The sequence below is a fragment of the Arcobacter ellisii genome (assembly GCF_003544915.1).
GTDB lineage: Bacteria > Campylobacterota > Campylobacteria > Campylobacterales > Arcobacteraceae > Aliarcobacter > Aliarcobacter ellisii.
In genome coordinates this window covers 664,889-691,883 of sequence record NZ_CP032097.1, presented here as the reverse complement: position 1 = coordinate 691,883, position 26,995 = coordinate 664,889, and the positions used below count along the sequence as shown (strand labels likewise).

General features: G+C 27.3%; 27 protein-coding genes and 8 tRNA genes. 18 read left to right on the top strand and 17 right to left on the bottom strand.

Annotated features, from left to right (window positions below):
• Positions 1-28: 28 nt before the first annotated feature.
• From AELL_RS03465 to AELL_RS03440, 6 genes are read right to left on the bottom strand one after another with little or no spacing between them, the layout of a single operon-like run.
• Positions 29-772, bottom strand: a complete 744-nt coding sequence (locus AELL_RS03465; protein ID WP_118916605.1) for an ElyC/SanA/YdcF family protein — start codon at positions 770-772, stop codon at positions 29-31.
• Positions 773-1,564 carry an AmmeMemoRadiSam system protein B gene (gene amrB / locus AELL_RS03460; RefSeq protein ID WP_118916604.1) on the bottom strand — a complete coding sequence of 264 codons (792 nt, stop codon included), beginning with the start codon at positions 1,562-1,564 and terminating at the stop codon, positions 773-775.
• Positions 1,561-2,547 carry an AmmeMemoRadiSam system radical SAM enzyme gene (amrS, locus tag AELL_RS03455; protein WP_118916603.1) on the bottom strand — a complete coding sequence of 329 codons (987 nt, stop codon included), beginning with the start codon at positions 2,545-2,547 and terminating at the stop codon, positions 1,561-1,563. Before amrS ends, amrB begins: the two co-directional genes overlap by 4 nt.
• The gene (gene amrA / locus AELL_RS03450) at positions 2,544-3,089 is read right to left on the bottom strand and encodes an AmmeMemoRadiSam system protein A (protein WP_118916602.1); all 546 of its coding nucleotides are present in this window, start codon (positions 3,087-3,089) and stop codon (positions 2,544-2,546) included. The genes amrS and amrA overlap by 4 nt, the downstream gene beginning before the upstream one ends.
• A gap of 9 nt (positions 3,090-3,098) precedes the next feature.
• Positions 3,099-4,037: a ferrochelatase gene (gene hemH, locus AELL_RS03445; protein WP_118916601.1), complete on the bottom strand. Its 939-nt coding sequence runs from the start codon at positions 4,035-4,037 to the stop codon at positions 3,099-3,101.
• A complete protein-coding gene (locus tag AELL_RS03440; RefSeq protein ID WP_118916600.1) occupies positions 4,024-4,626 on the bottom strand; it encodes an ATP-binding cassette domain-containing protein in 603 nt (200 codons plus the stop codon). The genes hemH and AELL_RS03440 overlap by 14 nt, the downstream gene beginning before the upstream one ends.
• A 199-nt stretch (positions 4,627-4,825) precedes the next feature.
• Here AELL_RS03440 and AELL_RS03435 point away from each other — a divergent pair, with 199 nt between their 5' ends.
• Positions 4,826-5,116: a c-type cytochrome gene (locus AELL_RS03435; protein ID WP_118916599.1), complete on the top strand. Its 291-nt coding sequence runs from the start codon at positions 4,826-4,828 to the stop codon at positions 5,114-5,116.
• Between the two features lie 25 nt (positions 5,117-5,141).
• Here the strand turns inward: AELL_RS03435 and ccoS are convergent, their stop codons facing one another.
• Both ccoS and AELL_RS03425 read right to left on the bottom strand, forming a co-directional pair.
• Complete coding sequence (gene ccoS / locus AELL_RS03430) at positions 5,142-5,387, bottom strand: cbb3-type cytochrome oxidase assembly protein CcoS (RefSeq protein WP_118916598.1); 246 nt, start codon at positions 5,385-5,387, stop codon at positions 5,142-5,144.
• A gap of 10 nt (positions 5,388-5,397) precedes the next feature.
• Positions 5,398-7,836, bottom strand: a complete 2,439-nt coding sequence (locus AELL_RS03425) for a heavy metal translocating P-type ATPase (protein ID WP_118916597.1) — start codon at positions 7,834-7,836, stop codon at positions 5,398-5,400.
• A gap of 108 nt (positions 7,837-7,944) precedes the next feature.
• On the opposite strand from AELL_RS03425, the gene AELL_RS03420 reads away from it, so the two are divergent.
• On the top strand, positions 7,945-9,567 hold the full coding sequence (locus AELL_RS03420; RefSeq protein WP_118916596.1) for an EAL domain-containing response regulator: 1,623 nt from the start codon (positions 7,945-7,947) through the stop codon (positions 9,565-9,567).
• A 9-nt stretch (positions 9,568-9,576) separates the two neighbouring features.
• Here AELL_RS03420 and gmk read toward each other — a convergent pair whose 3' ends face one another.
• The 5 genes from gmk to rpsB are packed head-to-tail and all read right to left on the bottom strand — an operon-like array spanning position 9,577 to position 13,588.
• Positions 9,577-10,200: a guanylate kinase gene (gene gmk / locus AELL_RS03415; RefSeq protein ID WP_192941210.1), complete on the bottom strand. Its 624-nt coding sequence runs from the start codon at positions 10,198-10,200 to the stop codon at positions 9,577-9,579.
• Positions 10,201-11,016, bottom strand: coding sequence for a hypothetical protein (locus AELL_RS03410; RefSeq protein ID WP_118916595.1), 816 nt, complete (start codon positions 11,014-11,016; stop codon positions 10,201-10,203).
• Positions 11,013-11,696 (bottom strand): ABC transporter ATP-binding protein, encoded by a 684-nt coding sequence (locus AELL_RS03405; RefSeq protein ID WP_118916594.1) that lies wholly within the window; start codon positions 11,694-11,696, stop codon positions 11,013-11,015. The genes AELL_RS03410 and AELL_RS03405 overlap by 4 nt, the downstream gene beginning before the upstream one ends.
• Positions 11,697-11,744: 48 nt before the next feature.
• Positions 11,745-12,791 carry a translation elongation factor Ts gene (tsf, locus tag AELL_RS03400; protein ID WP_118916593.1) on the bottom strand — a complete coding sequence of 349 codons (1,047 nt, stop codon included), beginning with the start codon at positions 12,789-12,791 and terminating at the stop codon, positions 11,745-11,747.
• Positions 12,791-13,588, bottom strand: a complete 798-nt coding sequence (gene rpsB, locus AELL_RS03395) for a 30S ribosomal protein S2 (protein ID WP_118916592.1) — start codon at positions 13,586-13,588, stop codon at positions 12,791-12,793. The genes tsf and rpsB overlap by 1 nt, the downstream gene beginning before the upstream one ends.
• 237 nt (positions 13,589-13,825) lie before the next feature.
• Here rpsB and AELL_RS03390 point away from each other — a divergent pair, with 237 nt between their 5' ends.
• From AELL_RS03390 to AELL_RS03365, 6 genes are read left to right on the top strand one after another with little or no spacing between them, the layout of a single operon-like run.
• The gene (locus tag AELL_RS03390; RefSeq protein WP_118916591.1) at positions 13,826-14,779 is read left to right on the top strand and encodes an AAA family ATPase; all 954 of its coding nucleotides are present in this window, start codon (positions 13,826-13,828) and stop codon (positions 14,777-14,779) included.
• A 3-nt stretch (positions 14,780-14,782) separates the two neighbouring features.
• Entirely contained in the window at positions 14,783-15,616 is an 834-nt protein-coding gene (locus AELL_RS03385; RefSeq protein ID WP_118916590.1) for a DUF58 domain-containing protein, read from the top strand.
• Entirely contained in the window at positions 15,613-16,008 is a 396-nt protein-coding gene (locus AELL_RS03380) for a hypothetical protein (protein ID WP_118916589.1), read from the top strand. The genes AELL_RS03385 and AELL_RS03380 overlap by 4 nt, the downstream gene beginning before the upstream one ends.
• Positions 16,001-16,903, top strand: coding sequence for a VWA domain-containing protein (locus AELL_RS03375; RefSeq protein ID WP_118916588.1), 903 nt, complete (start codon positions 16,001-16,003; stop codon positions 16,901-16,903). The genes AELL_RS03380 and AELL_RS03375 overlap by 8 nt, the downstream gene beginning before the upstream one ends.
• A gap of 31 nt (positions 16,904-16,934) precedes the next feature.
• A complete protein-coding gene (locus AELL_RS03370; protein WP_164967223.1) occupies positions 16,935-18,293 on the top strand; it encodes a PAS domain-containing sensor histidine kinase in 1,359 nt (452 codons plus the stop codon).
• Between the two features lie 33 nt (positions 18,294-18,326).
• Positions 18,327-18,887 carry a hypothetical protein gene (locus tag AELL_RS03365; protein WP_118916586.1) on the top strand — a complete coding sequence of 187 codons (561 nt, stop codon included), beginning with the start codon at positions 18,327-18,329 and terminating at the stop codon, positions 18,885-18,887.
• 15 nt (positions 18,888-18,902) lie between these two features.
• Here AELL_RS03365 and AELL_RS03360 read toward each other — a convergent pair whose 3' ends face one another.
• The 4 genes from AELL_RS03360 to ileS form a co-directional block, all read right to left on the bottom strand.
• On the bottom strand, positions 18,903-20,189 hold the full coding sequence (locus AELL_RS03360; RefSeq protein WP_118916585.1) for a UDP-N-acetylmuramoyl-L-alanyl-D-glutamate--2,6-diaminopimelate ligase: 1,287 nt from the start codon (positions 20,187-20,189) through the stop codon (positions 18,903-18,905).
• Entirely contained in the window at positions 20,170-20,763 is a 594-nt protein-coding gene (locus AELL_RS03355; RefSeq protein ID WP_118916584.1) for a hypothetical protein, read from the bottom strand. The genes AELL_RS03360 and AELL_RS03355 overlap by 20 nt, the downstream gene beginning before the upstream one ends.
• A 2-nt stretch (positions 20,764-20,765) precedes the next feature.
• On the bottom strand, positions 20,766-21,044 hold the full coding sequence (locus tag AELL_RS03350; RefSeq protein ID WP_118916583.1) for a NifU family protein: 279 nt from the start codon (positions 21,042-21,044) through the stop codon (positions 20,766-20,768).
• A gap of 124 nt (positions 21,045-21,168) precedes the next feature.
• Positions 21,169-23,898, bottom strand: coding sequence for an isoleucine--tRNA ligase (gene ileS, locus AELL_RS03345; protein ID WP_118916582.1), 2,730 nt, complete (start codon positions 23,896-23,898; stop codon positions 21,169-21,171).
• Between the two features lie 220 nt (positions 23,899-24,118).
• Here ileS and AELL_RS03340 point away from each other — a divergent pair, with 220 nt between their 5' ends.
• The 10 genes from AELL_RS03340 to AELL_RS03295 all read left to right on the top strand — a co-directional run bounded on the left by AELL_RS03340 (position 24,119) and on the right by AELL_RS03295 (position 26,966).
• Positions 24,119-25,477, top strand: coding sequence for an FAD-dependent oxidoreductase (locus AELL_RS03340; RefSeq protein WP_118916581.1), 1,359 nt, complete (start codon positions 24,119-24,121; stop codon positions 25,475-25,477).
• 121 nt (positions 25,478-25,598) lie between these two features.
• The gene (locus AELL_RS03335) at positions 25,599-26,105 is read left to right on the top strand and encodes a CinA family protein (protein WP_118916580.1); all 507 of its coding nucleotides are present in this window, start codon (positions 25,599-25,601) and stop codon (positions 26,103-26,105) included.
• A gap of 64 nt (positions 26,106-26,169) precedes the next feature.
• A tRNA-Lys gene (locus tag AELL_RS03330) sits at positions 26,170-26,245 on the top strand.
• Positions 26,246-26,268: 23 nt separating this feature from the next.
• A tRNA-Glu gene (locus tag AELL_RS03325) sits at positions 26,269-26,343 on the top strand.
• A gap of 19 nt (positions 26,344-26,362) precedes the next feature.
• Positions 26,363-26,438 (top strand) — tRNA-Val (locus tag AELL_RS03320).
• 64 nt (positions 26,439-26,502) lie between these two features.
• A tRNA-Asp gene (locus AELL_RS03315) sits at positions 26,503-26,579 on the top strand.
• 20 nt (positions 26,580-26,599) lie between these two features.
• A tRNA-Lys gene (locus AELL_RS03310) sits at positions 26,600-26,675 on the top strand.
• A 23-nt stretch (positions 26,676-26,698) separates the two neighbouring features.
• Positions 26,699-26,773: transfer RNA gene (locus AELL_RS03305), tRNA-Glu, on the top strand.
• 19 nt (positions 26,774-26,792) lie between these two features.
• A tRNA-Val gene (locus AELL_RS03300) sits at positions 26,793-26,868 on the top strand.
• Between the two features lie 21 nt (positions 26,869-26,889).
• Positions 26,890-26,966, top strand: a tRNA-Asp gene (locus AELL_RS03295).
• Positions 26,967-26,995 lie beyond the last annotated feature (29 nt).

Sequence of the window (26,995 nt, the reverse complement as noted above, 5' to 3'; positions counted from 1 at the left end):
TATTATCAAATATTGGATTAATCCAATATCAAATCTCATCTCTTAACCAAGAATAGATTAATCCTAAATATTCATGAAAAGCTAATTCACATTTTCTTAAATTATTTGCAGAAAAAAATGAACTATAAGAACTATCTTCATATGCCATATGATTGGTTGGACTTGCAATTATTTTTAAGCCCTCCTTTTCAAATAACAAAGCTGAACGTTTCATATGTGAAGCTGAAGTTACCAAAATAAGTTCATTATCCCCAACTATTTTTTTTGTTTCAATTGCCTCTTCTTTTGTATCTTTTGTAGTCTCAAGTCTTATAATATCATTTGGATTTACACCCAAAGAAATAGCTAGTTGTTCTTGCATAAAAGCATGGGAATTTTTATCACTAAAACTATAACCTGAAACTATTAGTTTTGCCTTTTCTAAATTTTTATAGTGTCTAACTCCCTCAACTAATCTATTTATTCCTGTCATTTTTATTTGAGAAGTTATACTTAAACTTTCATCACTTTTATGTCCACTTCCTAAAACTAAAATATAGTTTACTTTTGGAGTTTCTATCAAAGCTTTATGGGAATTTTCAAGTGGTGCTAAAATAGCATTTGAAATTGGCTGAAATGAGAGAAGAACAAACCAAGACAAACCTAAAAATAGAAATACTTTAGCTTTTTTATGGGAATTAAACATCAAATAAATAAAAGCTATAAAAAGTAAAAAAATACCAATTGGAATTGGCAACAAAAATGCTGAAATAATTTTTTTAAGTGTAAACATCTATTTTCCTATGAGAGCTGATGTATATCCAACAACCCTACTTTTATCTTTTGTAACATCTGCGCTTGTACAATAATTTAATATTTTAGTTTCATAATTATTTTTAATAGCCCAATTTATAATCGCTTCTACTCCAACTTTTCCACAAGCTTCACAATAATCAAAAAGTTTTAAATCTTTTTTATCTATGGCCTCTAAACAAACATTATCAAGTTTTTGTGCTTCTTCTAATGTATAAAAATGGCTTAAATCTGTACTTATTACTACAAAATTATCAACATCGGCTAAAACCTCATTTATAACTTTTGATAAATCTTCGTAATTAATCTCACCATAAACTATCTCAACTAATTTTACATTTTCAAAATAGTATTTTATAAATGGAGCTTGAGTTTCAGTTGAATGCTCAAATTCACACTCAACGTTAAAATCTAAAAAATCATATTTATCTATTAAATTTTGAGAAAACTCTTTATCAATTTTTAGATTTCCAAGTGGAGTTTCATATTCATCATAAAGTGCAACACTAGCACCTTTTAAGTAAACTCTATGTGATGGACCAATAACAACAACTCTTTTTATATCTTTTTTTGAAATTGAAACTAATTGATAAGCTAAATTTGCAGTAAATCCACTATAAATATATCCAGCATGGGGAACAATAATAGCTTTTATATCTTCAAAAGTTTCAGTTTTAAAATCATTACTATTAAAATGATTTATATATTTTAAAATCTCTTCTTTTTTACTTGGATAAAAACTTCCACTTACAACTGCTTTTCTTATACTCATTTGAAAACTCCATCAAGTTTTGTTTTACATTTTGGACAACATCCATTTAAAACTCTGTTTTCTAAAATATTAAAATATTCTCTTCGTATTAAAACTTCACCACAATTTTTACAAACTGTATCATTCTCAAAAGTGCTATTTCCCATATAAACATAGTTTAACCCATGACTTTTTGCAATATCATAAGCCATTTCTAGACTCTCATCTTTTGTTCGTTCTAAATCTTGTTCTTTATAATCTGGGTGAAAAGCACTAATATGCCAAGGAACATCAACTCCAAGATTTTCTTTTATAAATTTAACTATATTTTCTAATTCAACTTTTGAATCATTTTTTGAAGGAACTATCAAAGTTGTAATTTCTAAATGAATGTCATTCTTTTTAATGTTTATTAAATTATCACAAACAACTTTTAAATCTCCACCTAAAGATTTTTTATAATAGTTTTTATCAAAAGATTTCAAATCAATATTCATAGCATCAATAACACCTTTCATATCGGCTATTACTTCACTACTTTCAAATCCATTTGAAACAAAAACTGATTTTAGGCCAAACTCTTTGGCTTTTAGAGCAATATCCCTTGCAAATGGATAAAAAATTGTTGGTTCATTATAAGTATATGAAATTGATTCACACTTTTTCTCTTTTGCTATATTTACTATTTCATCAACACTAAAATAGTTATTTTTATTTATATTATTGTTTTGCGAGATTTGCCAATTTTGACAAAATGAACATCTAAAATTACAACCAACAGTTCCTAAAGAAAGTGATTTTGAAGAGGGTAAAAAGTGATAAAGAGGTTTTTTCTCAATAGGGTCAATATTTAAAGCACTCAAATATCCATAAACTAAACACTCGATTTTATCCCCAATATTTTTATTTACTCCACAAACTCCCGTTTGCCCTACTTTTAACTTACAATAATAAGAGCATAAAAGGCAAACTAATCGCTCTTTTTCTTGTTTATAAAATTTCATTTTATCTTCTTAACTTCATAAGTAAAGATTTGAGGATGAAACTCCAAACAATTTACTTCAAAACTTCCTTTATAACAAAGATGTGCAAAAAATTCTTTAAAACTAGGAAGTTGTTCCCAAACTTGTGGCAAGAAAGTACTTCTTCTTCCATCTTTTTGTAAAATCACACCATGTATATTTGGTTTTATTTTTGATTTTAAATCTTCTAAATCACTATATAAAACTTCAACAGGTGTTGTTAAAATAGAGATTTCTATATTTACTTTTTTAAACTCTAAGGGCGTTAATTCATAAAATCTTGGGTCTTCAAAAGCAGCTGCAAAGGCATTTGAAATCAAATCATCCAAAAGTGGTCTATAAGCTTGTAAACTTCCAATACAACCTCTTAGTTGCCCATCAAGAGTCAAAGTAACAAAAGTTGCACCATTTTCTTTTAATTCTGGAAAATCAGTTAAAAGTTTTGTTTTATCAATCTTTATATTTGAATCAAACTTCTTTTCAATAGATTTTTTTGCGATATCCAATAAAACCTGATTTTCCATCTTAACTCCTTAGTTTTTAATAATATCCTTTATTGCTTCAACAAATTCATCACTATCATTTACACAACGACATACTTTATATTCATTAATTCCCATTTCATGTGCAATTTCTCTATATTCAATATCTAATTCAAAGTCTGTTTCAGAATTATCTACTATAAATGCAATTGGATAAATTATTACCTTTTGCTCTTTAAAGTTTTTTAACATATCTTCAAGTGACGGTTCTAACCATTTTAGAGGTCCAACTTTTGATTGATATGCTAAATTTACAGATTTAAAATTTATATTTTTTTCTTTTAATTTTTCACTTAAAATTTTTACATGTTCATTCATCTGAATTTCATAAGGATCACCAGCATCAACTATTTTTTGAGGAAGTCCATGTGCTGAAAAAATCAGATTATATTCACTTGGCTCTTCCACATTTGAAATAATCTCATTTATAATACATTCATTAAATTTATCATTTTTATAAAATGTTTCTATATATCTTATGTTTTTACCAAAAGTATAAGGTAAATAATCTATAAAATCTTCAACCGATGATTTTGTAGTTGTTGTTGAATATTGAGGATATAAAGGCAATAATACTATTTCATTTATTCCATCATCTAACATCTGTTTTATCACATCTTGTGCAAAAGGTGGCGTATATCGCATCACTTGATAAGTTTTAAACTCTTCAATTTTTTCATTACATTTTTCTACTAACTTTTCAGTTAATGGATTAATAGGTGACGAATTTCCTATATGTTCATAATTCTCCCATGCACTATCCAATCGTTTTGTAACTATAAAATATGCAATCATTTTTCTTATTAATGGATTCTTTATAGTTAAAATATTTTTGTCATTAAACATATTTGTTAAAAACATTTTTAATTCAGCCTTATTTCTAGCCCCACCCATATTTAGTAATACTAAAGCTTTTTTATTTTCTTGCATTCTCTTCTAACCTTATAATTTTATCACTACACCACGAAGCCATATCTACATCGTGTGTTATTAGTAAAATAGCACATTTATCCAAAAGTGTAATTAATAATTTCATTACATCATATGCTATTATATTATCCAAAGCTGATGTTGGCTCATCAACTAAAAGTAAGTCAGGTTTCATTAAAAGTGCTCTTAAAATAGAACATCTTTGAAGTTGACCTCCGCTTAATTGATATGTTTTTTTCTCTAAAATCTCTTTCTCTAAACTAAGTTTTGGTAAAAGTTCGTTCATTTCTTCTTCAAAATCTTTTCTAACGACATCTTTTATTTGTTCAAGTATTGAATATGTTGGATGAAAAGAGTTAAATGGGTCTTGAAAAATCATTGCAATATTTGATTTTTTTATTGTTCCAGTTATTGGTTTTAAATTTCCACAAATCAATTCAAAAAGTGTTGTTTTTCCACTACCACTTTTACCAAATATTGTAACTAATTCACCCTTGTTTAACTCCAAAGAAAAATCCTTATAAATAGGATTTTCTTTTTTATAATAAAATGTTAAATTATTTATATTTAAAACTGACTTTTTATTCAATCTTTTACCTTTATTTTAATCTTAATACTATATAAAAAAAAACCTTTATATTCCCATTGTATAGTATTTAAAAGCTTTCACAATTTTTATACAATTATAAGTAAAACTTACATTGGATATTTAGTAAAATTTGAAAAATATTAAGTATAAAAAAAGAAAAAAAAGCTAAAATATTTTTCTTAAAAAACAAGGAGAAAAAATGAAAAAAATCGTATTAACTACATTAGCTGTTGCTACTTTTGCATTAGCTGACGCGCCTGCTACTTACAATACTTGTAAAGCATGTCATGGAGCTAAAGGTGAAATCAACACTACAACTCAAAGTAAAAGTCATGTTCCAGCTAATTTAACAAAAGCTGACGTTGAAAAAGCATTACATGGTTATAAAGATGGTACTTATGGTGGACCAATGAAAGCTATCATGAAAGGTCAAGTAATGAAACTTTCTGATGCTGACATTAAAGCTTTAGCTGAGTATATTGGTAAATAATTTTTTAGAAGAATAAAGATTTTCTTTATTCTTCTTTTCCTTCCTCTTTCTTATTTTCACTTTCAAGTTTTGATTCTTTTGCTTCTTTTAAATTTTTTTCTTTTTTGATAGCATCATTTAAATCTTCAATACTATCATATAAAGGATTATTTAACATTTTATTTGCATCATCAAATTGACCAGTTTTTGCGGCCCAAACAAAAAGAAGTAATAACCCCGCTGAGATTATAATTCCAACTATTAACATAAAAAAAAGCGTATCATTTATCATTTAAAAACTCCTATTTCATCTTTATTCTAAGTGAATTTAATACAACCATCAATGAACTCAAACTCATTGAAAGAGCAGCAACTAATGGAATAACAAAACCAGCCATAGCTAAAGGTATTGTAACCATGTTATAAATTATTGATAAAGATAGATTTTGTTTAATATATTTATATGTTTTATTTGAGATTATAAAAGCTTCTTGTAAAGATTTTAATGTTGAATTTAATAAAACTATATCAGAAACTGCCAATGAAATATCAGCAGAACTTCCCATAGCAACTGCAACATCTGCACTTGTTAAAGCAACACTATCATTTACTCCATCACCAACCATAACAACAATTTTATTCTCTTTTTTTAACTCTTTTATATAATTCGCTTTTGAAATTGGCGTTTGAGAAGAGAAATATTTTTTTATATTTAACTCATTTGCTATTTTTGAAGCTACTTGTTCATTATCCCCTGTTAACATTACAACTTCAATATTTTTATTTTGTAAATAAGTTATTAATTCTTGTGCATCATCTTTTATTTTATCTTCAAGTTCAAAAGTTGCTATTACTTTTTTATTTATTGCAAACAGATAAACTGTTTTTGATGAATCAAATTTATAAAAAATCCCAAATTGTCTTAAAAGGTCAACATTTCCACCAATTAACTCAAACTCTTTACCTTCAATATTTTTATAAGTTGCACTCATTCCTTTTGCTTCAATATTTTTTACATTTTCAAGTTTTTTAATATCTAAGTTATATTTTGTTTCTAAATATTTTTTAATTGAAACACTAACTGGATGAGTTGAAGCATCTAACAAAGAGTAAAGTAGATGCATTTTATGAATATTATCATCCATAATTCGAGCTTTTGTTACATTTAATTCACCTTTAGTTAAAGTTCCTGTTTTATCAAAAACAACAGTTGAAGCAACTGCCATTGTTTCAATAAATTTCGCTTCTTTAAAAAGTAAACCTTTTTTTGCAAGTTCTGAAATTCCTATCAAACTTGCCATTGGAGTTGCAAGTGCTAAAGCACAAGGACAAGCAATTACTACAACAGAAACAGCAACAATAAATGATTTTTCAAATTGTGTTGTTCCTTCATAATCAAAACCTAAATCTATTCCAAAGAAATACCAAACTAAAAAAGTCATTAAAGCAAGACTTAAAATAGTTACACTAAAGCCTTTTGAAATTTCTGCTGCTTTTGTTTGAATAGTTGGTTTTGAATTTAAAGAATCTTCAAGTAAAGCAACAATTGATGAAAAAGTTGAATTTTTAAAACTTTTTGTTACTTCAAATTGTATTAATGAATCTAAATTTATAGTTCCACTATAAACAAAATCTTTTACTTTTTTGTAAATAGGAATAGATTCTCCTGTTAGAGTTGATTCATCAAATGAACCATTTCCTGAAATTATTTTTCCATCAACAGGAACTTTTTCTCCAGGTTTTATCTCAACAATATCACCAATATTTATACTATTTAAAGCTATTACTTTTTTTTCATTATCTTTTACAACAACAGCTTCCAAAGGCAAACTTGATTTGATTTTGTCTAAAGTATCGATAGCTGATTTTTTACCTATTACTTCTAAATATTTTCCAACTAAAACAAAGGTAATTATCATTGAAACAGAATCAAAATAACTTTCTCCTTTTGCTCCAAAAAGAATAAATAACGAATAAATGTAGGTTGATGTAGCACCAAATGCAACTAAAAAATCCATATTTAACATACGATTTTTTAGACCAAAATATGCACCTTTATAAAAAATCCATCCACTATAAAATAGAACAGGAGTTGAAAGAATAAACTCTCCAATATGAATCATATCCTTTACTTCTTTTGAAATTCCAGTAAAAAATCCAGTATATTTTGCAACACTTAGCATCATAATATTCATACTACAAACAACAGCAACCATCATACGAATAAAATATTCTCTTTTAGCTTTTGAGGCTTGAGCATCTGCAACACTTGATTCATAAGCATAAGCGTTATAACCAATTGATCTGATTTTTAGAATAATTTCAGAGAGTTTTAGTTTCTCTTCATCCCAAATAATTCTCGCTTTATTTGTTGTGAAATTGATATTAGCTTCAACTATTCCTTTTGTATCATGAAGAACTTTTTCATTTAGCCAAACACAAGCAGCACAATGAATTCCTTCAATAATTAAATCAATTTGAGAAAAACCATCTTTTGTTTTACTTACATAGTTTTCCAAGAAATTTTCTGAATCAAATTTTGTAATATCATCACTATCCAACTTTATAGGTGGAGTTAAAGTTTTATTACCTAATTTATCATAAAAAGAATCCAAACCATCACTCTTTAAAAGATGGTAAACTCCTTGACATCCTTTACAACAAAAGTTTAAATTTTCCTCCTTAATCATTATATTTTCTTCAAACTCTAAATGACAATGATTACACTTGATTTTAGACAAAAATACTCCTAGCAGACCCGAATAGTTTAATTCTTACTTTTTTTATTATTTAGATATTATGTTAATTTATGATATTATATCTTAATAATTTTGGAGAGAGTCTTAATAATGATAAATAATATTTCAATACTGAAAAATATAACAATTTTATATGCTGAAGATGAAAAAGACTTAAGAGAAGTTACACATCAAATATTAAAAGGCTTTACCAAAAAGCAATATGTTGCACAAAATGGACAAGAGGGTTTAGAACTTTTTAAAAAATATGAAAATGAAATTGATTTAATTATTACTGATGTTAATATGCCTATTTTAAACGGTTTAGACATGGTAAAAGAGATAAAAAAAATAAATATGAATATCCCTATTATTGTGGCAACTGCATTTTCAAATAAAGAGTATTTACTAGAAGCAATTGACATTGGTGTTGATAAATACGTATTAAAACCTATTGATATAGCAAAACTTTTACAAGTTATGTCTCAATCTCTTGTTTACCACGAATTAAAAGATTTATACACTGATAAACTTACAAACTTACCAAATAGAAATAAATTAAAAAAAGATTTAGATGAAAATAGTATTGATTTAATGGCTCTTCTTGATATCGATGAATTTTCTACAGTTAATGACCTTTTTGGTGAAAAAATTGGTGATACAATTTTATATGAATTAGCAAACAAACTAAAAAGCTATTTTAGTAATGAAGAGTATTTTGTATATAGAATTGAAGCTGATAAATTTGCAATTGTCGCAAAACAAAATAATAAAGATATAAATGAATTTTACGATATTTGTAAAATATTTGCAGATAAAATCGAAAAAGAGTCATTACTTATTGATGAAGATGAAATTGATATAAACATAACTATTGGAATAGCTCAAGGCGATGGAGCAAGAGCTTATAAATACTCACAAAGAGTTATAAATTATGCAAGAACAAAACTTCAAAGAATTATGATTTATAATGAGTCATTTAAAATTCAGCAATCTTTTGAAGAAAATATAAAATGGGTAAAACAACTAAAAATTGGTTTTAGAGAGAATCTATTTCAAGCCTATTTTCAACCTATTGTTGATACTCAAACAAAAGAAGTTCATAAATATGAAGCATTAATCAGATATGTTACAAAAGAAGGTGTTGAAATAGCTCCATATAACTTTATAAATGTTGCTAAAAAGACTAAACTTTATCCAAATATCATAAAAATTGTAATTCAAGACTCTTTTAAACTCATAAAAAATAAAAACAAAAGAGTATCTGTAAATATCTCTTTTGATGATATAGCAAATAGTGAAACTACATCATTTATTTATGAGATATTAGAACAAAATAGAGAATATACTCAGTTTTTAGAATTTGAAATTTTAGAGTCAGAGGAGATTTCAGATTTTAATGAAGTTTCTAAATTCATTTCTGAAATCAAAAAATTTGATTGTATTGTTGGAGTTGATGATTTTGGTGCAGGATACTCAAACTTCAATCTTCTAACTCTTCTTGATATCGATTTTGTTAAAATTGATGGTTCTTTAATTGAAAGAATAAATACATCAAAAGATTTAGAAATTATTGTAAATACAATTGCTAATTTCTCAAAAGAGTTTAAAGTAAAAACTGTTGCTGAATATGTTTCAAATGAAGATATTTATAATAAAATCAAAGAGTTAAATATTGATTATTGTCAAGGGTATTATTTCGAAAAGCCAATAAGTTATGATAGTATCAAATAGCTTAAGTAATTAATTACTTAGCCAATTTGATACTATTTTTTCTTTGTCAAAAAGTTTAGTTTTTATTCTTGTAATATTTGCAATACAAACTAACTCTTTTGCTGCTGTTTGTAAATCATCATTAATTATTAAATAATCATAATCCTGAAAAAATTCAACTTCTGCTTTAGCATTTTTAATTCTTTTTTCTATTATTTCTATACTATCTGTATTTCTACTATTTAATCTCTCTTCTAAAACATTTAAAGATGGTGTTGTAATAAATACAGATGTAACCAATGAATCTATCTTATTTCTAACGATTTCATGCCCTTGAACATCAATATCAAAGATAACTAATTTACCCTCATCTAAAGCTTTATTTATAGGTTTTAAAGATGTACCATAATAGTTGTCATGTACTTTTGCATACTCTAAGAAATCATCATTTTTTATATCTTCTTCAAACTCTTCTTTTGATACAAAAAAATAGTCAACTCCATTTACTTCTCCAACTCTTGGAGCTCTTGTTGTAGTTGAAATAGAAAAATAGTAGTTATCTATATCTTTATATACTTCTTTTAATAATGTTGATTTACCACAACCACTAGGTCCTGAGATGATTAAAATTGCACCTTTTTTCTCTTTTATCATCTATTTATCCTTCAATGTAATTCTAACATCAACTGTTTCCCCAGTTGAAAGTTTATCAATTACAGATTGGTCGAATTTTTCTAATAATGGTCTTAATTCATTAATATTAAAATTACTTAATACTAAATTATAAGGCTTAATTGGCTCTTTTGTTAAATCAAATTCATACTCTTTAACTTCTGCTAAAGCATCATCAATAATAGAAGAGATATCTTTCCAATCATTCTTTTCAAGGTTTATCTCATTTTGTATAGTATCTTCTCTTAAAATATCATTTATCTTATTTAATTCACTAGAATCTAAAACTCCACCTATATTTAATGAAGCAAGACTTACTATACTTTCATCATTATCTAATCCAAACTCATCATCTTCTTCTATAACACTTTGTTTCTCTTCTATCATATTACTTACATAATTAACAACAGGAATCGTAACTTCTTCATCATCATCTTCATCATAAGAAGAAAATGTAGTTACTTTTCTATTATGCTCATACTCCTCTTCTTCTTTAATAAACTCTATTTGTTCAAGTAGCATTGATTCTAATTTTGTTGGTAAAAATGGTCTTGGAATAATAAAATCTCTTGATTTATCAAAAGGTAATTCTTCTGAACTAATTGCACCTAATTTTTTTGAAAGTTGCTTAAAAGAGTTAAATTTATCATCAATAAAATTTTGATCAACAACTATTAAATCAAATTTTTCATTAACACTATTTGTTTTTTGAACTGTTAAACTTATGTTTAATCTTTTACAAACTAAAGTAAAAATATGTTCAATAATTGCTGTTTCACAAATTAATAATAATTTCACTTCAACTCCTGCAATCTCAGCTCTTCCAATTTATATACTTTATCACATCTCATAGCTAATTCATTTTCATGTGTAACTAAAATTAAACCAGCTTCATTATTTTTTATATAATTAAACAAAGTATTCATTACAACATTTGCTGTCTCTTTATCTAAATTTCCAGTTGGTTCATCTGCAAAAATTATTCTTGGTTTTTTTGTCATAACCCTTGCAATTGACAATCTTTGCTGTTGTCCACCACTTAATTCTCCAACACCTTGATTAATTACATGCTCAATTTTTAACTCTTTTAATAAATCATGATCTATTTTTTCACCACTTAATAATGTAGCAATTTCTAAATTTTCAATTGCTGAAAATCCACGAAATAGATAATGTGCTTGAAAAATTATACCAAAATCATCTCTTCTAATTTTTAAAAGTTCATTTTGTTTGATTGAGTACATATCTTTACTTTTAAAAACAACTTTTCCAGATGATGGTTTTAAAAGTGAAGACAAAATATTTAAAAGTGTTGATTTTCCACTTCCACTTGTACCTATAATTGCAATTGATTCTTTTTTATAAAGTGATAGATTTATATCTTTGAAAAGCTCATAATCAAATTTATGAGATAAATTATTTGCTTGTAGTAAAAGGTCCTCTGCAATGAGTGCATCCAAATTATTAGTTTCACTCATCACATACTTCCTTTTATTTTTTTACATTGTAGTTTTTTTAACTACGAATTATTTACCCATTTGTTTTGCAACTTCTGCTGCAAAATCTTCTTCTTTTTTCTCAATACCTTCACCAAGTTCAAATCTAATGTACTCAGTAATTTTAATAGATGCATCAACTTCAGCAATTGCTTGCTCTACAGTTTTTTTGTCATCCATTACATAAGCTTGAGATAAAAGTGCAAATCTTCCATCTAATTGAGTATTATCAGTGATATATCTCTCAATTTGTCCAGGAATGATGTTTGCCCAAATTTTTTCTGGTTTACCAGCTGCTCTTAACTCTTCTTCAAATCTAGCTTTTGCATTTGCAATTGCTTCATCTGTTAATTGAGATTTAGAAACAAACTCAGGAATTTTCTTTAATGGTTTTCCTAATCTTTTTAATTCATCATTTTCAGCAATAATTTCAGCAACAATTGCTTTGTTTTCAGATTCAACAAATGCTGGATCTAAATCTTTATATGAAATAACTGTTGGTTTCATTGCAGATGCGTGCATTGCAATATTTCTTAATAAAGCAGCTGCTTTATCTTTTACAGCTTCATCACAAGATGCAGCTAAAACAACTCCAACTCTTCCTGTTGCATGAACATAAGCATTAACAACTTGTCCAGAAACATTTGCAAGTTTTCTAGCAACTAAGTTTTCACCGATAGTTGCAATTTTTTCATTTAAGAAAGTTGGGAAATCTTGTCCATTAATTGAAGATGCAGCTAAAGCTTCTGCATTTTCAATTCCATTATTTAACGCATGAGATGTAATCTCTTTTGTTAAATTAACAAAGTTTTCATTTTTTGCAACGAAGTCTGTTTGAGAGTTTAATTCTAACATTACAGCTTTTGTATTATCAGCATTAACTAAAACAGAAATTAAACCTTCAGCAGCAACATTTCCAGCTTTTTTAGCAGCTTTTCCTAAACCAGCTTCTCTTAAAGCTTGAACAGCTTTTTCTAAATCACCACCAGTTTCATTAAGTGCATTTTTACAATCAAGCATTCCTGCACCAGTCATCTCTCTTAATTCTTTAATTAATTGTGGAGTTGCTCCTGCCATTACGCTTCCTCACCTTCTGCAAATTTGAATTCTTCTTCACCTTCAGCTACTGCTTCAGCAATTAATTCTTCAGTTTCTTCAACAGAAATTGGCTCAATTTCAGCACCAGTTTCATCAGCTAATGCTGCTTTACCTTCATTCATAGCTGCAGCCATTTCGTTGCAGAATAAGTGAATTGATCTGATAGCATCATCATTTCCTGGAATTGGTAAATCTACAACATCAGGATCACAGTTTGTATCTAAAGGAGCAACAACAGTGATTCCTAATCTTCTAGCTTCTTGAATAGCAATTTTTTCTTTAACAGCATCAAGAACAAACATCATATCTGGAAGTTTGTGCATTTCTTTGATACCACCAAGGTATAATTCTAATTTTTCTTCTTTTCTAGTAAGCATTAAAGCTTCTTTTTTAGTTAAAAGATCTAATTGACCTTCTTCTCTCATTTTTTTAATAATTTCTAATTTTCTAATTGATTTTTTAATTGTTCCGAAGTTAGTTAACATTCCACCTAACCATCTGTGGTTAACGTATGGCATACCACAAGAAATAGCAGCTTTTTTAATTGTTTCGCTAGCTTGTTTTTTAGTTCCTACGAAAATCATAGTTTCACCTTGAGCAGCTCTGTCTCTAACTACGTTATATGTATATCTGAAATATCTTAACGTTTTTTGTAAATCTATAATATAGATATTTTTTCTAACACCGAAAATGAATTTTTTCATTTTTGGATTCCATCTTCTTGTTTGGTGTCCGAAGTGTACACCACACTCTAATAGGTCTTTCATTGTAACCATGAGTAATTCTCCTTGAATTAATTGTATTTTTTGTAATAGGGTTTAGCCTCTGTGTCCCTTAATGTCAAGATTTCTCTTGTCACAACCCGTACAAGGATTGACACATGTGAGGTTCTAATTTAAAATTAGAACGACGATTTTATCTAAATTAAATTTAATTTAACTTTAATCTTAATTTAACAATATTTTTAATTTGTAATTAGCTAAAATTCAAACTCTTATATAAAAGGATAGATTTTGAGTTTACAAGATAAATTAGATGAATTAAGACAAGAGATTTCAAAAGGTGTAATTGGTCAAGAAGAGATGGTAAATTCCATCTTAATTGGACTTTTAACTTCTGGACATATTTTACTAGAAGGTGTTCCAGGCTTAGCTAAAACTACAACTGTAAAAGCAGTTTCACAAGCACTAAATCTTGATTTTAAAAGAATACAATTTACTCCTGATTTACTTCCTAGTGATATTATTGGTGCTCAAATTTTTGATATGAAAACAAATGAGTTTAAAATCAAAAAAGGACCAATATTTACAAATTTACTTTTAGCCGATGAGATAAATAGAGCTCCTGCAAAAGTACAATCTGCACTTCTTGAAGTTATGCAAGAAAGACAAGTTACAATTGCAGAAAATACATTTAAAGTTGATTCTCCTTTCTTAGTTCTAGCTACTCAAAATCCAATAGAACAAGAAGGAGCTTATAGTCTGCCTGAAGCTCAACTTGATAGATTTATGTTTAAAATTGTTGTTTCATATAATACAAAAGAACAAGAGTATGAAATTGCTAAAAAAGCTACTATGAACTCTTTTGAAACTATAAACAAAGTTTTAAATAAAGAAGATTTAGAAGAGTTAAAACAAGCAGTTAAAAATATTCATATTGATAAAGAGTTGGAAGAATATATTGTAGATATTATTGATGCAAGTAGAAATCCAAAAAATTATGCCTTAGAAGAGTTAGTTGATATTATTCATTTTGGAGCAAGTCCACGGGCAACTATTGATATGTTTAAAGCTGTAAAAGCAAATGCATATTTAAGAAAAAATGATTTTGTCTCACCAATTGATATTGCAATGGTTGCAAAAAATATTTTAAGACATAGAATTATTTTAACTTATGAAGCCATGGCAAAAGAGATTAATATAGATGATGTAATTCAAAAAATTTTAGAGAAAATTGCAATTCCATAAAATATGAATCAAGCTTTAAAAAAAATACTCATAAAAACAAAAAAACAAGTTTTTTCAGAAATCATAGGAAATAACAGTACAAAACTAAAAGGTGAAGGTTATGATTTTTGTGAGTTAAAAGAGTATGAATATGGAGAAGATGTAAAAAATATTGATTGGGTTGTAAGTGCAAAAATGCAAAAACCTTATGTGAAAGTTTTTTATTCCCAAAAGGAGTTAAACGTAAATATTGTTTGTTTATTAAATGGTTCTACTTATTTTGGAACTGATGTTTTTAAACAAGAGATTATCACTCAAATTGCTTCAAGTTTAGGCTTTATTTGTATAAAACAAGGAAATCCTTTTTCTTCATATATTGCAAATGAAAATCTTGAAGTTTGTACAAAAAAATCTAAACAAATTTTTAATGTAAATTTTATGGCTGATTTATTATATAACTACAATGTTATTGGTAAAAATATAAATTATGAAAAAATTACAAAAGAGCTTTTTAAATCAATAAAAGAGAAATCTTTAATCTTTTTGATTGGGGATTTTTTTGATATTGAAAAACTAGATTTAAAACTTCTTTGTCAAAAACATGAAATAATCACACTTATAGTTAGAGATAAATTTGAAGAAAATCCAATCGAACTTGGAAACGTAAGTTTTATTGACCCAAACAATAATAAAATTTTTGAATCAATTTTAAATAAAACTTCTATTTTAGAGTATGAAAAAAAAGTTTTAGAAAATGACCACAAACTTTATAATCATCTACAAAATTGTGCTGTTAGATTTACTAAAATTTATACAAATGAAGACCCAATCAAAAAACTAATTGGAGTTTTAAGATGAAAGAAGAACTTTTATCAAAACTAAATGATATAAAAGAGTTGGAAAAAATTCCTGATAACTCAATATTTATATTTTCATTTTTAATTTTTTTAGCTATTTTAATTTTAACAACTCTAATTTTTTTTCTAATTAAATTTTTTAAAAATAGAAAAAAAAGTCCAAGAAAAATCTATTTTGAAATTTTAAAAAATATTGATTTTAGTGATTCTAAAAAATCTGCTTATGTTATTACAAAATATTCAAGACTAATAACTACAAATGAAAGAGAAAAAAAATTGGCAAATGAACTAATAGAAGAGCTTGAAAAATATAAATACAAAAAAAATGTTGAAAAAATAGATGAAACAATCAAAGCAAAATTTTTAGTTTTTATGGATTCTTTAGATGTTTAATAACTTTACTTTTGAATATCCATATTTTTTATTATTAATTCTTTTATTTATGTTTTGTTCATTTTTTTGTAGAGCAAAATCTCCTTCATATTTAATTCCTCATCTAAATATTTTTCAAAAAGTAAATCAAAAATCAACTCTATTTACTAATATCTTAAAATATCTTGTGATTATTTTTTCAATCATAGCTCTTTGTAGTCCAATTAAAATAAATGATACAGTTAATTTAAAAAATGATGGAATAAATATTATTTTAAATTTAGACGCAAGTTTTTCAATGTATGAAATGGATTTGGATGAAAATAATGAAAAGAATCGTTTTGATGTTGTAAAAGAGATAGTAAAAGATTTTATAAGCAAAAGAGTTGCTGACAATATTGGTATTATTTTATTTGGAGATTCTGTATTAATTTCAAGTCCACTTAGTTTTGATAAAGAGGCTCAAAAACAAATAATTGATTATTTAGATGTTGGAATGGCAGGGAAAAATACTGCTTTGATTGATTCAGTGGCTTCTGGTATAAATATTCTAAAAGATAAAAAAGCTAAATCAAATATCATAATTTTATTAAGTGATGGAGAAGATAATTCTAGTTCAATTCCTCTTGAAATAGTAATAAAATTATTAAAAAAATATAGTATAAAAGTTTATACTATTGGAATTGGAAATTTTAACAACTCTATTTTAAACTCTTTAGCAATTGAATCTAAAGCAAAAGCTTATACAGCCTACTCAAAAGAAGATTTAGTTTTTATTTATGAAGATATCAATAAATTAGAAAAATCACAAATTGAGCAAAATAAAATTGTTCTAAAAGATTATTTATTCTTCTATCCACTTTTCCTTGCTGTTTTATGTTTAATTATATTCATATATTTAAGGAATAAAGAGTAAAAAAGGTTATAATATGATAAGAGGAATCAAAATGTTTAAAAATATATCTTTACCACTAAAAATTACTTTAATATATTTTCTATTTAGTTTGTTATGGATTTATTTTTCTGATTCTATAATAAATATTTTAGTTAAAGATTTAGAAAAATTACAATTTTTACAAACAATCAAAGGTTGGTTTTTCATAAGTCTATCTTCAATTCTTTTATATCTCTTATCAAAAAAACTATTTTCTTATGTGGAAGAAGAAAGAGATAAATTAGCCAAAGCAAATGAACTACTTGAAAAAGTGCTGGAAAATGCACCTGTAATAATCTTTTGGAAAAGTAAAAAAGGTGTTTATCTTGGATGTAATACTCAATTTTTAGAATTAATGAATCTAAAATCAAAAGATGAATTATTAGGAAAGACTGATTCTAATTTTGCTATTAATGAAAAAGAGGATTATATAAGTGATGATATGCTTGTAATGAGTACAAAACAACCTAAATTAAACTATATTGAAACAATCACACCAAAAGATAAAACCCTTAAAATTTTAAATACTTCAAAAGTTCCATTATTTGATAAAAATGGTTCTGTAATTGGTGTTCTTGGAGTGATTCAAGATATAACAGAAGAAATAGAAAAACAAAATCAAATAAAATCTCAAGAAGAGTTACTAATCCAACAATCAAAACTAGCTTCTATGGGAGAAATGATTGCAAATATTGCTCATCAATGGAGACAACCTTTATCTGTAATTTCAACTCTTTCAACAGGAATGAAATTACAAAAAGAGTTAAATATTTCAAATGAAGATTATGAAAAACAATCTTTAGATAACATAAATGCAAATGCTCAATATCTATCTAAAACAATAGATGATTTTAAAAATTTCTTTAAAAAAGATAATCCAAAAAGTAGCATTAATACAAAAACTTTAATTGACAAAACAATAAAACTTATAGATTCAAGATTAAAAATAAGAGATATAAAAATAGTTCAAAATGACCAAGAGATAGAATTTGATAGTTATGAAAGTGAAATTATTCAAGTTTTAATTAATTTGATTAATAACTCAATAGATGCCTTTGAAAATATCAACACAAATAAATATATATTTATTGATATTAAAAAAGTTGAAGACAATTTAATAATAGAGCTAAAAGATAATGCAGGAGGAATCTCAAGTGAAATTATAGATAGAATTTTTGAACCCTATTTCACAACAAAAAGTGAAGATAAAGGTACTGGGATTGGTCTTTATATGTCAAAAGAGATAATTTCAAAACACCTAAAAGGAACAATAAAAGCAGCAACTGTAGATTTTAATTATAAAAATGAAAATTACACTGGAGCACTTTTTACAATAACTATTCCTTTAAATAAAATTTCAACTACGGAATAAAAATTGCATAAAATCCTTAAAAAAGGATTTTCTATGACACCAAATGAATACATCAAAACAAACAAACTTGAATGGCAACCATCTTTTAATGGTTCTATTTCATCTTCTTTAAATGCTTATAGAGGAGCATTAATTATTGAAGAGGGTAAAAAACTTTCAGAAACAAAAATCATGCCTCCAAAAGCTCAAGCAAAACAAGTGATTATGATAAGTGAAAATGACAAAGTTAAATTTTTTGCTTGTGAGTTAGAAACATTTAACTATTTTGAAGCATTTTTTGAAAAATATAAAACTTTCTTTGACAAAGATTCTATCATCGTACTTTATGTTATTGATTTAGATGGAAATGGGATTTTTGAATACGAAGGTATAAAATTTAATGCAATTATGTTATATGAAAATTCAGTATGGAATGAAGTTTTAGATTTTTTATCACTAGAAAAAGGTGATTTGAAAAAACTTTCAAATGAAGATAAATTAGTTGCAATTTATGATGAATTAGCAAATTTAGAAAAAGAAGAAGTTAATAAAACTTATGATGAAATGTTAGCTTTAATAGGAAATACAAAAAAAGCTCTTATGGGAGCAGTTTGATTAAATAAAGAGTTTTTACTCTTTATTTAAAATCTTTAAAACTTCTTCTTTATCAGAAAAAGGGAATTTTTTATCGTAAATTATTTGTGTTGATTCATCACCCTTTCCAAGAATTAAAACAACACTATTCTCATCAGCCATATCAATTGCTTTTTTAATGGCCTCTTTTCTATTTATTTCAACTAAAACACTTGGATGATTTTTAATTCCAGCTAATATATCTTCAATAATCATATCTGGGTCTTCAAATCTTGGATTATCACTTGTTACAATAATATGTTTTGAATATTTTGCTGCAACAGTTCCCATCAATGGACGTTTAAGTTTATCTCTATCTCCACCTGCACCAAACACACAAATAATATCTTTTTCATTAAAACTTTTTAAAACCTCATCCATTCCATCAGGAGTGTGAGCAAAATCAACTATAACTAATGGATTTACACTAATTGTTTCCATTCTTCCACTAACTCCACCAAATCCTTCAAGAGCTTCACAAATCTCTTCTAAAGGTTTTTTTGTAGTTATATGAACTGCTGCAACAGCTGCCATTAAATTATAAACATTAAAAATTCCCATCATCATTGATGAAAAAGAGAAATGTTTTCCAAAATGATTAAACATTACATGCATACCATTTTTAAAAGAGTATGCATCAACTTTATATGTTGATGGATTTTCCAAAGAGTATGCAAATCCATTTTTTGGATTACATACTACTTTTGGGTCATCTTTATTTATAAGTTTTGGGGATTCATCTTCAAAAAAAGAGTTTTTAACTCTTACATACTCTTCAATAGTTTTGTGATAATCAAGATGGTCTCTTGTTATATTTGTATGAATTTTTAAAGCAAACTCCAAACCTTCAATTCTTTTTTGTTCAATCGCATGAGAACTTACTTCCATCACAAAAAAATTACAACCATTTTGTATAGCTTTTTGAATGTGAGCAAAGTTTCCAAGTTGAACAGGAGTTGTTAAAGAGTATTCTTCAACTCTTTCATCATTTATGAAAAAACCTCGTGTACCTTGAAGTGCAACTTTATACCCTAAATCTAATAAAATAGAATAAATAGCTGCTGCTGTTGTAGTTTTTCCATTTGTTCCAGTAATTCCAATAACTTTGATAGATGACATATCCAAATGATTTTTTAATTCACTTGCAGTTATTATCTCACGGCATCCATTATCAATTGCACTTTGTTTAAATTTTTCATTCTGTTTTGAAACAACAAAAACAGAATTTTCATCTACTTCATTTGAATTATCAGTATAAACTCTATTATTTATGATTAGTTGCAAGGTTTTTCTCTTCTAATTTTTTATATAATTTTTCAATCTCTTTATCATATGAAAAATATTCATTAAATCCATCTAAATATGAATAAGCTGTTGTGTTAAAATCATTGTCAATCAACTTTGTAACAAAATCAAAAAAATCATCTTTATTTTCAATTGCAACTTTTGTTGAAAACATTATATCTTCAAAAGCAATTCTAAAAGAACCTCTTGATTCTATTAATTTTTTAAAATCGTCATATCTAATTGCATCAAGTGATTCAACAGTTGATGTACTTAAATCTTTTAGAATTTCCATCATCTTATCTATATCACCATCATATGCATTAATTACATCTTCAACATATTTTATAGCTTCATCTAAATTTTCATCTTTGATTATACTAAAATAGTCAAATAATGACATTGCTTTTTGAACATCTTCAGTTGCAATATCACAAAAAAGTGCGTACACTTTATACTCTTTGTTTTGTGGAAAGTTTGATGATAGTTGTGAATATAAAAATAAAGCTTCATCAAACTTCTTTTGAACAAAAAGTGAATTTGCCTCATTTAATAACCTATTCTCGTTTATCATTATTATAATTCCTCTAATTTATTTTCCATACCTTGTGGTACATTAACAATTCCTAAATCTGGATGTATTGCAGCTTTTAACTCTTTTTCAACAATATATTTTAAAGTACTTCCACTTGCACTACAACCAACACATGCACCTTGTAATTGAACATAAACTTTTGCATTTTTTATATCTAAAAGTTTAATTGCTCCTCCATCTCTTGCTAACATTGGAGCAATTTTATTTTCAATAATTGAACTTACTGGTGCTTGTAAATCTTCATCAGAAAATGGCATCATTTATTTTTTTACCTCTTTTGCTTTTTTCTTTACAAAATATATTCCAACAGCTGTAATTACTAAAATTACAGCTATTGTTTGAAATATAAAAGAAAGTGTTACTTCTTCTTGAAACATTATTTTCCTATTTTAAAACGTCTTCACATCTATTACAAAGAGTTTCTTCAGCTGTTGCTGTAAATTTCCAACATCTTGGACATTTGTGAGCTACGGCTTTATAAACTTCGAAATCTTTTCCATCAATTTGGAAACTTCCAAGTATATCAGAGTTTTGTTTATTATTTGTTACAGAACTTACTAAGAACCAATCACTTGATTCTACTTCATCTAAAGCTAAAATTTCTTCACAGTTTGTATAAATCATTAATTCTAAAGTTGATTTGATTACTTTTTCTTTACTTAAAGCATCTTTGATTTCAGAGAATTTTTCTTTTGCAGTTAATAAAACTACTTCATTTAAAGTTGATTCAACTTCTGGTAATTCAACTTTTTTGAAATCAAAAATATCTTCACATCCATCTTTTATAAATGCTGGTGCATACTCTAATAACTCATCCATTGTATAAGTTAAAATACAAGCTAATGTTGAGATTAATTTTTTAGCGATTAATGCCATTGCACTTTGAGATGCAAGTCTGTGAATATCTTTTTTATCATCACAATATAATCTATCCTTACAAACATCTAAATAGATTCCAGATAAATCAACAACTAAGAAGTTATTTAATTTATTTAAACCTTTTGAGAATTCATAAGCATAAAATGCAGCTTCAATTTCATCAAATACTTTTTTAGCTTTATTTAAAACCCATTTATCTAAAGGTCCCATTTTATCAACACTAATGATTTCTTCTAAATCATCAATATTTGCAAGTAAGAATCTTGCAGTATTTCTGATTTTTCTATATAACTCACCATTTTGTTTTAAGATATTATCAGAGATTTTTAAATCAGATTGGTAATCACTCATAGCAACCCAAAGTCTTAAAATTTCACTTCCGTACTCTTTGATTACTTTATCAGGAGCAACAACATTTCCTTTTGATTTAGACATTTTTTCACCTTTTTCATCAACAGTGAATCCATGTGTTAAAATCGATTTATAAGGAGCAATTTCACTTGAAGCTAAAGTTGTTAAAAGTGAAGATTGGAACCAACCTCTATGTTGGTCACTTCCTTCTAAATACATATCAGCTGGGAAAGTTCCCGCATCATAATTTCTACTTCTTAAAACTGCATTTTGTGTTGAACCACTATCAAACCAAACATCTAAAATATCAACAGTTTTTTCTAAATCATTTGGATTTAATCCACTTCCTGGATATAATAAATCAGAAATCTCTAAATCATACCAAGCATCACAACCTTTTTGTTCAAAAATCATTGCTGTATAATTTAAAACTTTTTCATCAAAAATGATTTCATCAGTTTTTTTATTTCTAAAAAATGCAATTGGAACTCCCCAATCTCTTTGTCTTGAAATACACCAATCAGGTCTTCCTTCTAACATTGCTTTTAATCTATTTCTTCCCCACTCTGGATAGAATTTTAAATTTTCAACAACTTCTAAAGCATTTTCTCTTAATGTATTATTTTTATTACCATATTTATCATCTATTGAAATAAACCATTGTTTTGTTGCTCTAAAAATAATTGGTGTATGAGTTCTCCAACAATGTGGATAAGAGTGTCTAATATCTACTCTTTTTAATAAAGCACTTCCTAACTCTTCTAAAATTAACTCATTTGCTTTAAATACATTTAATCCTAAATATTTATCTGTGTCTTTAAATAGTTTTTCTCTAACTATTGTTTCGTCATATTTTCCATATGCATCAACTGGCATAATTACATCTAAGTTATATCTTAATCCAACTTTATAGTCATCTTCTCCATGACCTGGTGCTGTATGAACTGCTCCAGTTCCTGAATCCATCATAACATGGTCACCTAAAACAATTTTAGAAGTTCTTCCATTTAATGGATTAATTGCAAATGTGTTTTCTAAATCTTTTGGATTAATAGTTTCAACTACTTCACCACTTATAACTCCACTTTCTATTAAAGAGTTATATAATTTTTTTGCAACAATAAATTTATCAGCTGTTTTTACATACTCTTCTTCACCATTTAATGAAATCCCTGTATTTGCTGGAAGTGTCCAAGGAGTAGTTGTCCATATAATTATACTTGCATCAATACTTTCATGTTTAAACGCCACAAATATTGATGGAGATGTTTTATCTTCATACTCAACTTCAGCTTCAGCTAACGCAGTTTGAGCAGCCCAAGACCAATAAACTGGTTTGCTTCTTTGAACTAATAAACCTTGTTTTGCAATTGCACATAATTCTCTATAAATATTAGCTTCAAATTTAAAATCCATCGTTAAATATGGATTTTCCCAATCAGCAATTACACCTAATTTTTTGAATTCATCTTTTTGAATTTCAACAAATTTAGTTGCGTGGTCTCTGCATAATTGTCTTAATTTTGATTTTGGTAACTCTTTTTTCTTTTCACTACCAATTTTCTCTTCAACTTTTTGTTCAATTGGTAAACCATGACAATCCCATCCTGGAACATATCTAATTGATTTTCCTTCAAAATAATGAAATTTGTTAATAATATCTTTTAGAATTTTATTTAAAGCATGACCAATATGAATATTCCCATTTGCATAAGGAGGTCCATCGTGAAGTGTAAATGATGGACACCCCACTCTATTTTTTTTCATTTTTTCGTAAACTTTTTTGTCATCCCATTGCTTATATTTCACTGGCTCATTTTGAGGAAGATTCCCTCTCATTGGGAAATCTGTTTTTGGAAGTAATAAACTCTCTTTATAATCCATTATAACACCTTCATTTTTCAAATATTTATTTGTTGTTTCATTAAATCGTTGATTATATCTAATTAAATTTAAAACTAAATTTAGCATTTATAAATAATAGTTTGTTACTAAAATCTATAATTTATTTAATATTGTGTAATTTTGTGTAGTATTTATGTTAAATATAAAATTTATATGATAAAATCCTCAGATATTTCACAAAAAAGCATAGGAAAGATAAATGAATGAAAAACACTATGAAGTAGTAATTGTTGGTGGAGGAATCTCTGGGGCAGCTCTATTTTTCGAGTTAGCAAAATATTCTGATGTAAACAGTATGTGTTTATTAGAAAAATACGAAGACTTAGCTACATTAAATTCAAAAGGTACAAGTAACTCTCAAACTATTCACGTGGGAGATATTGAAACAAATTATACATTTGAAAAAGCTAAAATCACAAAAAGAACAGCTAAGATGATTGAAAAATTCAACTTAATGTATAATCTTCAAGATAAAATTATGTTCAAACACCAAAAAATGGCTCTTGGAGTTGGTGAAAAAGAAGTTCAATTTATAACTGATAGATATAACAAATTTAAAGAAATTTTCCCTTACTTAGAATTATGGGATAAAGAGACTTTAAAAGAAAAAGAACCTTTATTAGTTTGGGCAGATAAAGAAAGAACAAAAGAAAGACCAGAACCAATTATTGCTATGGGAACAGATGATCAATATACAACTGTTGATTTTGGAGCAATGACTAAAGAATTAGTTAAAGCTGGTCAAAATGCTGATAGTTCTAAAACAACTGATGTATTCTTTAATTCTGAAGTTGAAGAGATTGAAAAAGTTGGAAGTAAATTCAAATTAACTACAACAAATGGTACAGTTTATACCGCTGATTTCGTTGTTGTTGACGCTGGTGCTCACTCATTATTCTTAGCTCACAAAATGGGTTATGGAAAACATATGGGTTCTTTATCAATGGCAGGGTCATTCTATATTACAAATGGAACTTACTTAAATGGTAAAGTTTACATGGTTCAAAATGATAAATTACCATTTGCTGCTCTTCATGGAGATCCAGATATCCTTTGTGAAGGTAAAACAAGATTTGGACCAACTGCATTAGCATTATTAGTTCTTGAAAGATACAAAGGTGGAAAATCATTCTTCCAATGTCTAAAAACTATGAATTTTGATGGAAGCATTATGAAAATTTTCTGGGACTTATTAAAAGATTCAGATATTAGAAATTATGTATTCAAAAACTTCTTATTTGAAGTACCAGGAATTAATAAAGGTCTATTCGTAAAAGATGCTAGAAAAATCGTTCCATCTTTAAGTGTAGATGATATTGAATATGCAAAAGGATTTGGAGGGGTTAGACCTCAAGTTTTAAATAAAACTGAGAAAAAATTAATGCTTGGAGAAGCTTCAATTACTGAGCTTGAAGGAATTATCTTTAATATGACTCCATCACCAGGTGCTACATCTTGTTTAGGAAATGCAGAAAGAGATATCAAAAAAGTTTGTGAACACTTAGGTAAAACTTTCTATGAAGATCAATTCTTAGCTGACTTTACTGACGACAAATAATCTATATAATTAGTAGAAGAATTTTTTCTTCTATTAATTTCTTCTATATTCTTATAATTATCCCTATTTAATCTTATAATCATTAAAATACATCAAATAATTACTTTACAAAGGAAAAGTTATGTATGAAGATATATTTAATGAAAATGATATGATAAAGCTACAAGAACTTTTAAGAACATATAATAAAACTATTACAACTGCTGAATCTTGTACAGGAGGTTTAGTTGCAAGTTTAATTACAAAAATCTCTGGCTCATCTGATATTTTTAATGGAAGCATAGTTACATACTCAAATAAAATAAAAAATCAAGAATTAAATGTAAAAAATGAAACTTTAGAAACATTTGGTGCAGTTAGTATTGAAGTTGTAAATGAGATGTTAGATGGAGTAATTAAAAAATTTAATGCAGATTTTGCAATAGCTATCTCAGGAATTGCAGGTCCAACTGGTAAAACAAAAAATAAACCTGTAGGTACAGTTGTTATTGGAATAAGTGACTCAAACAACCATAAAATCGTTAATATGTACCACTTTAAAGGTTCAAGAGAAGAAGTGCAAATACAAGCTGCAAAAACATCTTTAAAAGAAATTTCAAAATTTATTCAAAAAACTCTTGACAAATAAAATGTTTTGCACTATAATTCCAGTCCAATTTAAGTAGAACAACTTAAAGAAGGACAAAATATGTGACCCGTTAGCTCAGCCGGTAGAGCATCTCACTTTTAATGAGGGGGCCGATGGTTCGAATCCATCACGGGTCACCACTTTTACATTGTTGCATAATCTTGGCCCCTTCATCTAACGGTTAGGATTCATGGTTTTCATCCATGCCACAGGGGTTCGAATCCCCTAGGGGTCACCAAGCCAAATATGCAACAAACGGTCGATTAGCTCAGTTGGTAGAGCGCTACCCTTACAAGGTAGATGTCATAAGTTCGAGTCTTATATCGACCACCACTTAAAAATCTAAAAATACAGTTAGTATAGGATTTTTATTTTATTGTGACTTTGTTTATAAAGTGCGGCTGTAGTTTAGTTGGTTAGAATGCCTGCCTGTCACGCAGGAGGTCGCGAGTTCGAGTCTCGTCAGCCGCGCCACTTTTATTGTTTATTTATGTGACCCGTTAGCTCAGCCGGTAGAGCATCTCACTTTTAATGAGGGGGCCGATGGTTCGAATCCATCACGGGTCACCACTTTTACATTGTTGCATAATCTTGGCCCCTTCATCTAACGGTTAGGATTCATGGTTTTCATCCATGCCACAGGGGTTCGAATCCCCTAGGGGTCACCAAGCCAAATATGCAACAAACGGTCGATTAGCTCAGTTGGTAGAGCGCTACCCTTACAAGGTAGATGTCATAAGTTCGAGTCTTATATCGACCACCACTTCTTTATATATTTCCAAGTGCGGCTGTAGTTTAGTTGGTTAGAATGCCTGCCTGTCACGCAGGAGGTCGCGAGTTCGAGTCTCGTCAGCCGCGCCACTTGAAATATAATCTAAAAAAAGATTCTT